Source organism: Alkalihalobacillus sp. BA299 (assembly GCF_017745675.1).
Lineage (GTDB): Bacteria > Bacillota > Bacilli > Bacillales > Bacillaceae_F > Alkalihalobacterium.
The window spans coordinates 25979-41062 of sequence record NZ_JAFLJM010000029.1; the positions used below are offsets into that span (position 1 = coordinate 25979).

The 15084-nt window shown below is 38.0% G+C and carries 15 protein-coding genes; 12 read left to right on the forward strand and 3 right to left on the reverse strand.

Annotated features, from left to right (window positions below; all coding sequences use genetic code 11):
- Window positions 1-253 precede the first annotated feature (253 nt).
- Complete coding sequence (locus J0N78_RS23800) at window positions 254-1447, reverse strand: MFS transporter (RefSeq protein WP_209125595.1); 1194 nt, start codon at window positions 1445-1447, stop codon at window positions 254-256.
- Between the two features lie 170 nt (window positions 1448-1617).
- On the opposite strand from J0N78_RS23800, the gene J0N78_RS23805 reads away from it, so the two are divergent.
- The 7 genes from J0N78_RS23805 (at window position 1618) to yugI (ending at window position 7567) form a co-directional block, all read left to right on the forward strand.
- Window positions 1618-2058 (forward strand): hypothetical protein, encoded by a 441-nt coding sequence (locus J0N78_RS23805; RefSeq protein ID WP_209125579.1) that lies wholly within the window; start codon window positions 1618-1620, stop codon window positions 2056-2058.
- 132 nt (window positions 2059-2190) lie between these two features.
- Window positions 2191-2661, forward strand: coding sequence for an S-ribosylhomocysteine lyase (locus J0N78_RS23810; protein ID WP_209125580.1), 471 nt, complete (start codon window positions 2191-2193; stop codon window positions 2659-2661).
- A 302-nt stretch (window positions 2662-2963) separates the two neighbouring features.
- The gene (locus J0N78_RS23815; protein ID WP_209125596.1) at window positions 2964-3464 is read left to right on the forward strand and encodes an Lrp/AsnC family transcriptional regulator; all 501 of its coding nucleotides are present in this window, start codon (window positions 2964-2966) and stop codon (window positions 3462-3464) included.
- Window positions 3464-4642, forward strand: a complete 1179-nt coding sequence (locus J0N78_RS23820) for an aminotransferase (RefSeq protein WP_209125581.1) — start codon at window positions 3464-3466, stop codon at window positions 4640-4642. The genes J0N78_RS23815 and J0N78_RS23820 overlap by 1 nt, the downstream gene beginning before the upstream one ends.
- A gap of 422 nt (window positions 4643-5064) precedes the next feature.
- Complete coding sequence (gene thiM / locus J0N78_RS23825) at window positions 5065-5856, forward strand: hydroxyethylthiazole kinase (RefSeq protein ID WP_209125582.1); 792 nt, start codon at window positions 5065-5067, stop codon at window positions 5854-5856.
- 10 nt (window positions 5857-5866) lie between these two features.
- On the forward strand, window positions 5867-7075 hold the full coding sequence (locus J0N78_RS23830) for a DEAD/DEAH box helicase (protein ID WP_209125583.1): 1209 nt from the start codon (window positions 5867-5869) through the stop codon (window positions 7073-7075).
- Between the two features lie 69 nt (window positions 7076-7144).
- The gene (yugI, locus tag J0N78_RS23835; RefSeq protein ID WP_209125584.1) at window positions 7145-7567 is read left to right on the forward strand and encodes a S1 domain-containing post-transcriptional regulator GSP13; all 423 of its coding nucleotides are present in this window, start codon (window positions 7145-7147) and stop codon (window positions 7565-7567) included.
- A 254-nt stretch (window positions 7568-7821) separates the two neighbouring features.
- Here the strand turns inward: yugI and J0N78_RS23840 are convergent, their stop codons facing one another.
- A complete protein-coding gene (locus tag J0N78_RS23840) occupies window positions 7822-8049 on the reverse strand; it encodes a DUF378 domain-containing protein (protein ID WP_075387890.1) in 228 nt (75 codons plus the stop codon).
- Between the two features lie 689 nt (window positions 8050-8738).
- Here J0N78_RS23840 and J0N78_RS23845 point away from each other — a divergent pair.
- The 3 genes from J0N78_RS23845 to J0N78_RS23855 all read left to right on the forward strand — a co-directional run bounded on the left by J0N78_RS23845 (window position 8739) and on the right by J0N78_RS23855 (window position 11877).
- Complete coding sequence (locus J0N78_RS23845) at window positions 8739-9902, forward strand: iron-containing alcohol dehydrogenase (protein ID WP_209125585.1); 1164 nt, start codon at window positions 8739-8741, stop codon at window positions 9900-9902.
- 73 nt (window positions 9903-9975) lie between these two features.
- Window positions 9976-11328 carry a glucose-6-phosphate isomerase gene (locus J0N78_RS23850; protein WP_209125586.1) on the forward strand — a complete coding sequence of 451 codons (1353 nt, stop codon included), beginning with the start codon at window positions 9976-9978 and terminating at the stop codon, window positions 11326-11328.
- 138 nt (window positions 11329-11466) lie between these two features.
- Window positions 11467-11877, forward strand: a complete 411-nt coding sequence (locus J0N78_RS23855; RefSeq protein ID WP_209125587.1) for a YugN-like family protein — start codon at window positions 11467-11469, stop codon at window positions 11875-11877.
- A gap of 414 nt (window positions 11878-12291) precedes the next feature.
- Here J0N78_RS23855 and J0N78_RS23860 read toward each other — a convergent pair whose 3' ends face one another.
- A complete protein-coding gene (locus tag J0N78_RS23860; RefSeq protein WP_209125588.1) occupies window positions 12292-12441 on the reverse strand; it encodes a hypothetical protein in 150 nt (49 codons plus the stop codon).
- A gap of 233 nt (window positions 12442-12674) precedes the next feature.
- Here J0N78_RS23860 and J0N78_RS23865 point away from each other — a divergent pair, with 233 nt between their 5' ends.
- Window positions 12675-14030 (forward strand): sensor histidine kinase, encoded by a 1356-nt coding sequence (locus J0N78_RS23865; protein WP_209125589.1) that lies wholly within the window; start codon window positions 12675-12677, stop codon window positions 14028-14030.
- Window positions 14031-14063: 33 nt separating this feature from the next.
- Window positions 14064-14690, forward strand: coding sequence for a response regulator (locus J0N78_RS23870; protein WP_247747516.1), 627 nt, complete (start codon window positions 14064-14066; stop codon window positions 14688-14690).
- Window positions 14691-15084 lie beyond the last annotated feature (394 nt).

Consider the following 15084-nt stretch of genomic DNA (forward strand, 5'->3'; position numbering starts at 1 on the left):
ATTACTATAAATCCCCTAAAAAATTGCTGCTTAAACATTACTTCGGAGAGGTGTAATAACTGGGCAAACAAGTCTATTGTTTTCCAGAAAAAGGATGTATTTGTCATGATAGCATCATCCTAGTATTTTCATAATCATAACTTTTAAAAAAAAATCGCCTGGGTATAATTTAAAAATTAGCCCAAGCGATTTTAGTATCTATTAATAATAATAAAAATACTCCTGTATAAAATTGTCTCCACATTCCTTATCCTTATGCTGACAAATGTGCCTTTTCACTTTCAGTTTTCTTTCCTTCACGAACTACGGCTAACCATAAAAAGAGACCGCTCATGGTTAGAAGGAAGCCAGAAATATAAAAGACCATGTCAATACCGAATTTTGCTGCAACTATACCGCCCATGACAGGTCCAATTACATTGCCTAAAAATCGGAAACTAATATTGTAGCCTAGCACTTCTCCTTGAACAGAAAGTGGAGCAAGCTGCCTTATATAAGCTGTCATACAAGGAAGTAGACCGCCAATTTGAAGTCCGAATAAAAAACGTAAGATAATTAATTGCCACAGCTCTGTAACAAGAGCCTGCGGAATAAAAAACAAGGACGATAAAAGCAGTAAGATCACTAATACTTTTCCGTGTCCAATTCGGTCACCTAACGCCCCCCATTTTCTTGTTGCTACCAGGTTTCCTAAACCTGTAACAGAAAAGGCAAAACCAGCGAGGAAGGCTAGGTTTTCAGTAGTTGTTAACTCGTTTACGTAAAGAGCTAATAGTGGTTGAATACTAAAGTTGGCCACTTGAAAAATAAGAGAAATCATCATAACTGATATTAGAATTGGGCTTTTAAAAATATGCAAGAACACTTCTTTGCGCGTATACACTGTTTTTTCTTCATTTGCTTCCTTAAACACAATTTCTTTTATTCCAAATGCGACAAGAATAGAAGCAAATATAATAACCGTTCCAGTAATCGTAAATGTATATTGAAACCCGACGGTATCCGCTAGTAGACCTCCAAGTAAAGGCCCACATAAGGCACCGCTAACCGTTCCTGTTTGAAGTGTGCCGAGTGTTCTACCAGCCACCTCTTTTTTACATTGTGCAGAAATTAAAGCAGCAGAAGTAGGGATAAAACCTGTAACAAGCCCCATAAAAGCTCGCAGAATGAATAACTCCATTACAGACGAAGCGAATCCCATTAATAGGACACTAGAACCTATTCCTGCTGCCGTAATCACTAAAATCTTTTTCCGACCATATTTGTCGCCAAACCTTCCCCATAAAGGAGAAACAAAAAAGGCAACGAGAAATGTTACACCGAAGACGTAACCTGCCCATTGCTGAACGTAAGCGTCTGAGTAATCTCCTAACGTTTTAATGTATAATGACAAAAACGGCAGGACCATCGTAGCACTAGCTGCAACTAGAAAGTTTGCAAACCACATAATGACAATATTCTTTTTTTCGATCGTCACGTAGGACACCTTCTTGATAGAAATATTTCGTTACACTAAATATTATAAAGGAAATACCGAAATTATGAAAGGAAAAAGTGCTAGGTTTATTTAAAAATGGTACTATATTAATGGAAATTGATTGTTGGAGGGGAATGTTGTTGGGAAAAAAATATCAAAGTAAAGAAGGGAAAACGATCTGGGCTGTTTTGATTGTTTTAACAATTTTTAATTTATATATGTTTAGCGAGCGAATTATATTTTTGCCGTATATAGCCTTAGTTATTTTTGTATGTGCGATGTTTCTTTCCTATGAATTTCATATAAATGGGAATACCTTGTCTTATCAAATTCGATTATTTGGATTACCACTTATAAAAAAAGAAACAGCGGTAACTGAAATTAAAGAAATGTATTTCGTTAAATTACGAAACGTTCCGATTGTGTTAATTAAACCAAAAAAGGGCATGCGCTGGAAGCTATCTAAGTTTTCACCAAATACGTATGCAGAAGATTTATATGCATTTACATTAGAGCATGGGATCAAGCGGGTTGAATTAAACGGTTATCAACCGAATAAAGCTAATAGCGAGGAAAAGTAAATCCATATTTCTATCTTCAATATATTCAACGAAAATAAAATTCAAAGGAATTTTCAGAATATATTAGACAGATGGTTAGGACATCACGTATACTTGTTGGAAAATGATATTTATTATTAGGAGTGATCATCTATGCCAACAGTAGAAAGCTTTGAACTAGATCATACGATTGTAAAAGCTCCCTTTGTTCGTCACTGTGGAACACATAAAATTGGAACGGATGGAGTCGTGAATAAATTTGATGTGCGTTTTTGTCAGCCGAATAAGCAAGCAATGAGACCCGAAGCGATCCATACTTTAGAGCACTTATTGGCTTTAAATATTCGCCGCTTTGCTGAAGATCAAGATCATTTTGATATCATTGACCTTTCACCTATGGGCTGTCAAACCGGTTTTTATTTAATCGTAAGTGGTGAACCAACCATTGAAGATATGATTGATGTTCTTGAAAAAACAATGAATTATTCAATCGAACTAAAGGAAGTACCGGCCGCTAATGAAAAACAATGTGGTCAAGCGAAGCTCCATGACCTCGAAGGAGCTAAAAAACTGATGAAGCATTGGTTGTCTCATGAAAAGGACTTTTTAAAAGAAGTATTTTAATAGTTGACGAAAAGTATGAGGAAGTGATTGCGGTTGAATGGTCTTTTTTTCAGCTTGCCAATCGTTATATTACCAAGCAGTGGAGCTGATCAAATATCCACTGCTTTTTTATGTAGTTTTAAGACTTCCTGTTCTAGTCTACGGTCATACTAATAAAGTAAGGGTACATACTATATTTTTTCAGATATAAAATCAAAGATTTCACTCAGAATTTTTAAAAAAAGTAAGGCCATATTCACGCGTGAATATGATATTATTAACGAAATAAAAAATACAAACATAAGGGAGATAGGAAGGGGAGCATTAGAGTGAACAGTAAAGAAATTGAAGTTCTTCAAATCATTGAAGAAAATGGCCGCATCAGCTTAAAAACATTAGCGAAAATGACTGAATTAAACGAGGAACAAACGAAAGCGATTTTACAAAAGCTAGAAAAAGAAAAAGTCATCTTAAGTTACTCTGCAGTTATTGACTGGAGCAAAGTCCATGATCAAGAAAATGTGACGGCAATGATTGATGTAAAAGTAACTCCGCAACGAGGGGTCGGTTTTGATGATGTTGCAAAGAGAATTTATCGTTTTCCAGAAGTGAAGGCTTTATACTTAATGTCCGGAGCATATGATTTATCGGTCGTCATTGAAGGGAAAAGTATGTCACAAATTGCCCGTTTCGTATCTGATAAATTATCAACACTTGATTCTGTTATTTCAACTACAACACATTTCCAGCTAAAAAAATATAAGCATGATGGTGTTGTGTTTGAAGACGGTGAAGAAGATCGAAGAATCGTGGTGACTCCATAATGACAAATACTACGAGAGTGAACCGTCGTTTATCCAAAGCTGTTCAATCCATTCAACCTTCAGGAATTCGGCGCTTTTTTGACTTAGCGTCGACGATGGATAATATTATTTCTCTTGGTGTCGGAGAGCCTGATTTTGTCACGCCTTGGAATGTGCGAGAAGCTGCTTTTTCTTCGATGGAAAGAGGATTTACTGCTTATACAGCAAATGCAGGTCTCTTAGAATTAAGAGAGGAAATAGCGAAATATATGAGCCAACAATTTGCACTGCATTATAGTCCGACAAGTGAAGTGCTCGTAACCGTTGGGGCAAGTGAAGCGATTGATATTGCGATTCGTGCACTTGTTGACCCTGGTGAAGAAGTCATTATCGTCGAGCCAACGTTTGTGTCGTATGCACCAATTGTATCACTCGCTGGCGGAATACCGGTGTCTGTAGGAACGAAAAAAGAAGATTCTTTTAAAGTAACTCCGACACAATTAGAAGCAGCGATTACACCGAAAACAAAGATGGTCATGCTCTGCTTCCCGAATAACCCAACAGGAGCCGTCATGACAAAAGAAGAGCTCGAGCTTATTTCGCATGTCATTAAAAAGCACGACCTACTTGTGTTATCTGACGAAATTTATGCAGAGCTTTCCTATGATACGAATCATTATTCGATTGCACGCTTACCAGATATGCGTGATCGTACTGTTGTCATCTCTGGATTTTCTAAAGCCTTTGCAATGACAGGCTGGCGCTTAGGGTTTACACTTGCACCTGAAGACATCACGGCAGCAATGTTAAAAATTCATCAGTACACGATGATGTGTGCATCGACACCTGCTCAATACGGTGCGCTTGAAGCGTTACAAAATGGCTTAGTCGATGTGAAGAAAATGGTGCAAAGCTACAATCAACGCCGTAATTTCGTCGTCAAGTCATTTGCAGAAATTGGTTTACCTTGCCATACACCAGGTGGAGCATTTTATGCGTTTCCGTCTATAAAAAATACAGGGTATAACTCAGAGGAATTCGCTGAAAAACTCCTTCTTGAAGAAAGAGTCGCAGTTGTACCTGGTAACGTTTTTGGTGAAGGCGGAGAAGGACATATACGTTGTTCATATGCTACATCGATGGAAAATCTAGAAGAATCCATTCGGCGGATTGGAAATTTTTTAGAAAAACATAGTTAAAACAAGTTAAACATCATTTCAATTAAAAAAGCTGTCCCAAAAGTAAAGTATTGGTTATCTACACTAAGGCTAGAGTGAACCAGAAGCTTTGGGGGACAGCCTTTTTTGCGCTATTTATTCAAATATTGACTCTGTTTAGAGTTTTGTAACTTTTTATGTGAGTTAAAAGTACTCGGATTTTCTGGCGGTATAGGTTTGAATTCGATATATCGGGTTTAATTCCAAATATATCGGGTCTAATTCCAGATATATCACTTCTAACTCCAAATATATCGACAAAATGGAATAATGCAGCTCACAAAAAAAAGACAAGGCAGTTACGCCTTGTCTTAAAAGGGGGAATACTATATGGTAGTAATCAGTTATTCCCTTACTTGATAAAGTTTATACAAGCTTACTAAAAATAATTTGAGGTGTTAATCATGTATGTATTTGAAAAAATAAAAATAGAGCAACCGCTTATCCATTGTATGACGAATGTAGTTGTTACCAATTTTACCGCAAACGGTCTACTCGCGTTAGGTGCATCTCCGGTGATGGCGTATGCAAAAGAAGAAGTAGCCGACCTTGCGAGTATCGCAGGTGCCCTGCTTTTAAATATTGGGACGTTAAATCAAGAACAAGTGGAAGCAATGATCCTAGCAGGAAAAGCTGCTAATGAAGCAGGTGTTCCTGTTATCCTCGACCCTGTTGGAGCTGGCGCAACGACATACCGAACCGAGACAACAAAACGAATTTTAAATGAAGTAATCGTCAATGTTCTACGAGGGAATGGTGGAGAAATTGCAGCGCTCCTAGGTGAAAGTGGTATGATAAAAGGGGTAGATGGTTCAACGACACTACCCAAAGATACGTTAGCTAAAAAAGCGAGTCAAGCATTCAATACAATCGCTGTCATAACCGGTGAAACAGATGTCGTAACAGATGGCAAACAAACATATGAAATTTCAAACGGCCATCCATGGATGACAAAAGTTGTAGGGACAGGCTGTTTACTAGGTGCAGTGTTAGGTGCATTTTTAGCTTCGAATAATGAGCAACCAGTTCAAGCTCTTACTGAAGGATTGGCTTTTTACGGAATTGCTGGAGAAATAGCTTATGAAAATGCGAGTCAAAAAGGAATTGGTACATATCAAGAAGCATTTTTAAATGTATTACATCAAATGTCTGTCAAACAATATGAACAATACAAGAAGCTTGCAATTATAGAATAGAGGGATAATAATGAGTAACCAATTCTCAAACTTAGGTATATCTGAAACCTATGTCAATGTATTAACGAATAAAGGAATAGATGCACCAACCAAAATTCAGGAACAAGGCATTCCAGACATTTTAGCAGGGAAAAATGTCGTGCTTCATTCGCAAACAGGAAGTGGAAAAACACTAGCCTTTGTCCTTCCATTGCTAGAAAGGCTTGATGAAACCAAACAAGAGCTACAAGTGCTAATTATTGCACCGACACAAGAGTTAGCGATGCAAATTTTTCAAGAGGTTAAGGATTTAACAAAAGATACAGCTTTTGAAGTAGAAGCATTTATCGGCAGCGGAAACATTAAACGTCAGCTAGAAAAATTAAAAAAAGTAAAGCCACAGCTTGTGGTCGGAACTCCGAGGCGAATTTTAGAATTAGCAGAATCGAAATTAAAGCTCCACCAAGTTGAAGCGATCGTATTTGATGAAGCTGATCGGCAAATTTTAGATAAAAAAAGCAATGAAGATTACGTTCAACTGGAACGGAAAATGCCCGGAAATTGCCAGTTTATTTATGCTTCAGCAACAGCTACACCCGAACTTATCAAACGCTTATCAGAAAAGGTAAAAGATCCAGTTTTCCTTTCTGTAAATGAGGGAATAGTAAAACATAAGATTGACCATCTGTTCATTGTTGGTGACCGAAGACAGCAAATTGACCATTTAAGAGGAATAATTCGTAATTTACACATAACTCGAGGAATGGTGTTTGTCAATAGCTTAGAGCGAGTGAAGGAAACCGTTGAAAAATTAACGTATCACGGTGTTAAAGCTGGAGCGCTTTCAAGTGAACAAGATAAATTTCAAAGAGCTGATGTTATGCAAAAGTTTAGCAATGGTGATCTTCATATTTTAGTTGCAACCGATGTCGCAGCAAGGGGAATCGATATTCAAAACGTAACGCATGTCATAAACTTACAACTTACAGAAGAAAAGGAAGGGTATTTACACCGCGCAGGAAGAACGGGACGAATGGGAAAAGAAGGAATCGTGATCTCATTAATTACCCGCCATGAAATAAGCAAATTAAAGAAGTGGGCACAAGCCTTTGGAATTACGCTTCAAGAAAAGCAATATCAGTACGGAAAATTAACAGACAGTAGACTAAAGGAAGCTCCATATAAAAATGGTGCAAAGCCAATCAGTACAAAACCAGAAAAACGCTCAGCTAAAAAGTAATTTTTTTGATTTAATGCAAAAGATATGTTAGACTAAGAAGGTTAAAAAATAGTTAGGAGTTGTATTAGTATGGTAGCCAATTTAGAAGTAGGAAGCATCGTAGAAGGAAAGGTGACTGGTGTGAAAGCATTTGGTGCCTTTGTAGCATTAGATGAAAACACACAAGGACTCGTTCACATTTCTGAAGTAGCGCACGGTTTCGTTAAGGATATTAATGAAGTTTTATCAGTTGGAGATGAGGTGAAAGTAAAGGTTTTATCAATCGATGAGAACACGAAAAAGATTTCTTTATCTATTCGTGCAACTCAACCAGCACCAGAGCGTCCAGAAAAAAAAGAGCGTCCTGCACGTCCAGCTCGTCCTCAAGGCGCGAGAAAGCAAGAAAAGCAAAACACAACTCAAGGATTTAATACACTTGAAGACAAGCTAAAAGATTGGTTAAAACAATCGAACGAAATTCAAGCAGATTTAAACAAACGTTCAAAACGTTAATAGGAATGAAAGGAGAGACCTGATCGGAACAGGTCTCTCTTCTTTTTTAAGAATAAGAAAGAAATTTCGAGGATGTCTAGCTTCAGCGCCCACCGACTAGCAAGACTTCCCTCACCTCCGTACGATAAGTCAACATCGCCTCACTATTGTTCATCGTGTTTCCTTTATCTCCTGCGGCCGAGGCCAGTCCGTACGTCGGTAAACGGGCGCTTTCGCTTTTCTTAAAATAAATTGATTGTAGTTATTTTCACATATTAACGCTCAGGCTGAGGACTTCTTTCCAGCTCTTCATCAGGCTTAAAGAGAATGGAAATACAATAAAGTCCAGCCAAACCAACAAGTGCATAAATAAAGCGGGAGAAACCAGCTGCCTGACCACCAAAAATTGCAGCCACTAGGTCAAATCGGAAGAAACCAATTAAGCCCCAGTTAATGGCTCCAATGATTGCTAATACTAAAGCTGTACGCTGAATGCCACTCATAACATCCACCTCCGTTAATTGAATTAGCACTGATAAAGATTGTGCTCTCTTTTTAGGATGAGGTAATTTACGTAGAAATATGCATTATACTATTTTCCTTTATGGAACTAGAAATTTCGCGGAGGTCTAGCTACAGCGCCCACCGACTAGCGAGTACTTCCCTCACCTCCGTACGATAAGGTCAACATCGGCTCGATTACTCTCACCGTGTTTCCTTTATCTCCTGCGGTTCAGTCCAGTCCGTACGCCGGTAAACGGGCGCTTCCGCTTTTCTTGTCTAGCTGCAGGTGTCATCGGCTCGAGGTCGCTTCGGTCCATCAAACGTGTCCAAAAGTCAGGACACTAATTGCTGGCCCTCCAGCGCTTGTCGCCGATAAGCAGACACCTTCCGCTTTTCTTATTGTCTAGCTACAGCGCCCACCGACTAGCGAGACTTCCCTCACCTCCGTGCGATAAGGTCAACATCGGCTCGATTACTCTCACCGTGTTTCCTTTATCTCCTGCGGTTCAGTCCAGTCCGTACGCCGCTGAACGGGCGCTTCCGCTTTTCTTAATAAAAATTAATATTTATTTTAGAGGAATTCGTTGGTAAATATCTAATTATTATCAAATGATACAGATGCAGCTAGAATTGTTGCAACTCAACACGAACTCTACGATAATAATGGGGAAAGGGGCGTTGTGTTTACATGCAATCATTTACGTTTGTTAATCCGACGAAACTAATTTTTGGTAAAGGACAGTTAGAACAGCTGAGCAAAGAAGTGAAAAGATACGGAAATCGTGTCCTCCTTGTTTATGGCGGTGGGAGTATTAAGCGAAACGGCATTTATGAAAATGTCTTAAGTGAGCTTGAAAAAATCAATGCATATATTGCTGAATTACCTGGTGTTGAGCCGAATCCAAGACTTACTACCGTTCAAAAGGGAATTGATTTATGCCGCAAAGAAAACATTGACTTTGTGTTGGCGGTAGGTGGCGGAAGTGTGATTGATGCGACGAAAGCGATTGCCGTTGGTGCTAAATTTGATGGTGACATTTGGGATGTCATTACAAAAAAAGCTCGCCCAACAGGTGCACTTCCATTAGGTACTGTTTTAACATTAGCCGCTACAGGTTCTGAAATGAATGCAGGTTCTGTTATTACCAATTGGGAAATTAATCAGAAGGTGGGCTGGGGGAGTCCGTTCTCGTTCCCGAAATTTTCAATTCTCGATCCAGTTCATACGTTTTCTGTGCCAAAGGATCAAACGATTTATGGGATTGTTGATATGATGAGCCATGTGCTTGAAGCTTATTTCCATCAAGCACCGAACACTCCGTTACAAGACCGTATTTGTGAGTCGATTTTAACGACAGTTTTGGAAGTAGGTCCTAAATTAGTTGAGGACTTAGAAAATTATGAGTATCGTGAAACGATTCTTTATTGTGGTACGATGGCGTTAAATGGAATTACACAAATGGGAGCCCATGGAGATTGGGGAACTCATAATCTGGAGCATGCAGTTTCGGCAGTGTATGATATTCCACATGGCGGTGGACTTGCAATTTTATTCCCACATTGGATTAAATATGCCATGTCAGAAAACCTTAACCGTCACGTGCAATTAGCAACACGGGTATTTGGTGTTAATCCAGAAGAGAAAACAGACGAAGCGATTGCGCTTGAAGGTATTGAACGCTTGTCTCAATTCTGGAAGAGAATCGGCGCACCATCACGATTGGCGGATTACGATATTGATAATAGCCGTATCGAGGAAATGGCTGAAATTGCTACAGTGTTTGGCGATTATGGTAAATTTAAGAAATTAAATAAAGAAGACACAGTTAAAATTTTAACTGCTGCACTGTAAAAGTGAGCATGCTCATTTCATGTAGTGGAAAAGCTATTAAAAAGAGTGGAGAATTGATTAGGAGGATTTTTAAATGAAAACAATAAGCTTTGACTATTCAAAGGCAGCACCATTTTTTAATCAGCATGAAGTCGACTATTTAAGTGGTGCAGTTGAAACTGCGCATCATCAATTACATAACGGCACTGGAGCAGGAAGTGACTATATTGGCTGGATTGATCTTCCTGTGAATTATGATAAAGAAGAGTTCTCCCGTATTCAGCAATCAGCAGCTAAAATCAAATCAGATTCTGATGTGCTTTTAGTTATTGGTATCGGAGGATCTTATTTAGGTGCTCGAGCAGCACTTGAAGCTCTTCAGCATTCTTTTTATAACGTATTAGATAAAGGCAAGCGTGAAACGCCACAAGTGTTTTTTGTTGGGAATAATATTAGTTCTACGTATGTAAAAGATCTATTAACGGTTATTGAAGGGAAAGATGTTTCTATTAATGTCATTTCGAAATCAGGGACAACGACAGAACCTGCGATTGCATTCCGTATTTTCCGCGATTACTTAGAAAAGAAATATGGAAAAGAAGAAGCGACAAAACGAATTTATGCAACGACTGATAAAGCTAAAGGCGCATTAAAAACAGTTGCAACAGAAGAAGGCTACGAAACGTTTGTTATCCCTGATGATGTCGGAGGTCGTTTCTCTGTACTTACAGCGGTTGGACTTCTTCCGTTAGCGGCAGCAGGTATCGATATTGAAGCGATGATGAAAGGAGCGCAAGATGCGCGTGAGGCGTATAGTAACCCGAACCTAGCTGAAAACGAGTCGTATCAGTATGCAGCCATTCGTAATGTACTTTACAATAAAGGAAAAACGATCGAGTTGATGGTCAACTACGAGCCATCTCTTCAATATGTTTCGGAGTGGTGGAAGCAGCTATACGGTGAAAGTGAAGGAAAAGATCAAAAAGGAATTTTCCCAGCATCGGTTAACTTTTCAACGGATTTACACTCCATGGGTCAATACGTTCAAGACGGACGTCGTGACTTATTTGAAACAATTATTAATGTAGAAAAAGTACGTGAAGAGCTTACGATTGAAGAAGCAGCGAATGACCTTGACGGCTTAAATTACCTAGCTGGTGAAACAATCGACTTTGTTAATAAAAAAGCATTCCAAGGAACGATGCTCGCACATACAGATGGAGGCGTACCGAACTTAATTTTAAATATTCCTGAGATGAATGAATATCACTTTGGATACATGGTGTACTTTTTCGAAAAAGCTTGCGCGATCAGCGGCTACATCCTAGGTGTCAATCCATTTGACCAACCAGGTGTAGAGGCGTATAAGAAAAACATGTTTGCACTACTTGGCAAACCTGGATTTGAAGCAGAAAAAGCTGAATTAGAAAAGCGGTTAAAAGACTAAGCAAAAGCCCGAATGGTGTTTACTACGCCTATTTACTTTAAAATGCCTTGTGGACTCAATGGAGTTCCGAGGCATTTTTTAATAGAAACAGGGAATGCTAAAGACAACAACGTGAAGTGAAAGAAAGGATGAAGCCGGATGATCGAACTAAATTCTGCCGTTGAAAATAAGCAATTCAAGCTTCAACACCTAGAAGAAAAATTGAAGCCGCTTGGCTATGTCATTGGTGGTAATTGGGATTATGATCACGGGTATTTTGACTATAAGATCGACGCAACTGTAGAGAATTATTTGTATTTACGTGTTCCATTTAAGGCGGTCGACGGGGAACTTGATCAAAAAGGTGTAAAAGTGGAGTTAGGTAAACCATTTCTTCTCAGCCACGCTTTCCAAGAATCACAGGATGACAATGTCATGGAATATAACCCGTTTATGAATCAATTTGCCGAACCGGAAGATAAGGATGCCCAGGTTCCGCAAAAGTTCATTGCAACCGGCCAAAATCTAGTTCAAGAGCTCGAAGCTACACTGTTGTTTTTTCCTCAGTAGTTTGCGCATATTTGACGCGAACACGCGAATAGAGGTATTAATCAAATGGTTTGATTAATGTGTAAAGATTGTTAGTCTGTGTCAAATTTTGTCGTTTGACCGATAAAAATGGAATTAGACCGATATATTTAAAGTTAGAACCGATATAAATGGAGTTAGACTGATATATTTAAAGTTAGACCGATAAAAATGGAATTAGACCGATATATTTAAAGTTAGACCGATAAACCTAAAGGTAGATCTGATAAATTTAAAATTAGAACAATAAGGCGGTGATAACCATCTAGTGCTTTAACTTTAGAGTTTAAATATGGGCGTTCAAAGCTAAAAATTTGATAAAAATCCACTTAAAAAGGAAAACCACTACTTATTTTTTTTAAAAGTAGTGGTTTTCCTTGCATACATATAACTGATTTACTTCTTGTCAATTGCTTTGGCATCTTGCATCACTTCTTCTAAAACATCCATCTCCACCATATCATCAGCAATTGCTTTATTTTTTTTCTCTTTATGTGGTTGCTGATCGTGGTTATTCCTAGCTGACTGCTTGTTCCAGTCACTCATGACCTTCACCTCCATCATTAGATTTTGTCTTATTCTGTAAATCTATTCGCTGAAAAGAGGCTAAGATAATATGAATGTTAGATAATTGAACAAGAAGTCTTAAAATACCTATACATTTAAACTACTATTTATATTAAAATAGAAAAAAAACTAAATAATTATTACATTTTTTAAAAATTTCTTTAGAAATAAATGTTTTAGTGTAGGTTTGCACTAAGAAGGGTGTAACGAAAATGATTAATGATATAGTAAAATCAAAAAGCTGTTGGTTTAGTATTTTTTTAATAGTTTTTGGAATATCTACTCCTTTATGGATTGGACATGATGAGGTTGGCTTAACTAGTCTTCTTCATGACTTACGGGAACATCGTTCAGGTAATACATTGATGTTGTCAACGATTGCACTCGTTTTTTTAAATTCGATAAGGGCATTACCGCATATTATTGGTGCATTTTTGTTAGGGAATGAAATTGGAACTCGCTTAAACCGCCCTTGGTTAAAAATAGCTATTCCTATTATTATGGTTCCTACTGCATATTCAATAATTAATATAATTAGCCCTTTTGGTGTTTACTTTGGTGGTTCCCCGATAGCTTTATTAGTAGCGCTTGTATTATTACATATACTGGGAAAAGGAAGAATTAGACCAGTAACAAAATCGTTTATTTTAGCTCAATTTCTCTTTGGATTTCAGTGGCTGAATACAGTTCCGTTTTTAACAGAGTACGGTTTTGGCCGTGGACCAACATCGATGGAATTAAAAAATACTGCATTGGAGTTATCCTTTGATCAAGCTCTTAATTTTTATGGTCTCCTACTTTGTATTATTTTTGTTGTAAATTCTATTGTATTATCCGTTTATTTAGTTGTTTCAGAACAAAAGTGGATAATTAGCCAGGAGTTGACTCGTGCACAGATGGAGGCTCTTCAATCTCGATCTGGACGAGAAGCTTTACATTTAGTACACGATTTGAAAACGCCACTAACAACGATTGAAGGATTAAATTCTTTAATTCAAATGAAAACGAATAATCCTAAAATAAAAGAGTATTCAGATTATATCTCGCAAGCCATCGAATCAACAAGTGGCATGGTTTCAGAAATCTTACATGAGCATCGCAGAAATTGGTGTTCGCTAGAAAAATTAATGGATTACGCACAGGCTAATCGGTTAATGGACAAAGTCGTTGACTATCATTTTATTATGGAGGCAGATGGTCGGATCGAAGTAAATATTAATAAAATCCGTTTCACACGAGCGATTGTCAACTTAATTGATAATGCTGTTGACGCAGTAAAAGGAAAGCAAAACGGACGAGTAGTTTTACGCACATATTGTTACGAGGGGGAAGTGTTTATTACGGTTGAAGATAATGGGAAAGGTATGTCCAAGAGAGAAATTGAAAAAATTTGGGAAGCTGGTTATAGTACGAAGTTAAATCCCGGAATTGGTTTAACTTTTGTTCGTAGTGTTATCGAAACTCATGGTGCAGAACTTTTTGTAGATAGTAAAGTTGGAGAAGGAACTACCTTTTGTATCAAAGTAAATGAAGTTAAATTGCCAGAAATAAAAGCAAACGTAATGTAACAGATGGATTAGTATGAATATGAAGGTGAGGGGATGAAAGTGAAGATAATAATCGCAGATGATAATCCATCACTTCAGTATATGTTAAGTGAAATTTGCAAACATGCTGGATGGACACCCATTATTGCAGAAAATGGTAAGAAAGCACTTACTTTACTTGAGCAATATGAACCTGCTTTAATATTAGTAGATTATCATATGCCAGTAATGGATGGTTTGAAAACGGTAAAAGAAATTAGGAAACGAAACCAATATATTCCGATTCTTGTTTTGACCGTTGATGAAAGACAAGAAGTTGCGGATCAATTTATTCAGGCTGGTGCTACTGATTTTGCATTAAAACCTGTAAAGGCCCCAGATATCATTTCAAGAATACAACTCCATCTAAAGCTAGCTAACTTAACGAATACTCAAGAAGATCAAGAAGAGATTTTTATCACGAAAGGTATTAGCAAATCGACTCTTTCTCATATAACACAATACCTTCGCGGCAAGCGCGAACCTGCTCCAGTCGATGAAATCTCTAAGGAGGTTGGACTCGCTTATCCTACTGTTTATCGTTACATCATGTATCTTCTTGAGGTTGGGAATGTCATTCAAAAAGATAGCCATCAAAAAGTAGGAAGGCCAAAAAAATTATATCAGTGGCTTTCAAATTAATGTAAGTCATTCTAACGCAATAGGCAAAGAACAAGGATAAATCTAAGTTTCACTAGAAGGTAAAGCAGGCTTAACGCCTGCTTTTTTTATGTCTAGCTACAGCGCCCAGCGTCTAGTGAACTTCGCTCTCCTCCTTACGATAAGTCAACATCGGCTCGCTGCTGCTCCACGTGTTTCCTTTATCTCATACGGAGTGCTCGAGTCCATACGCCGCTGAACGGGCGCTTGCGCTTTTCTAGTCTAGCTACAGCGCCCAGCGTCTAGTGAACTTCGCTCTCCTCCTTACGATAAGTTATCATGAACGAAACTAGCCCCTTACTCGTAATATCGTAGATTATTTTGGCTAAGCTGTTTAATGAAAAAAACCAAACCAAAACAGAGCTACATTACGAAA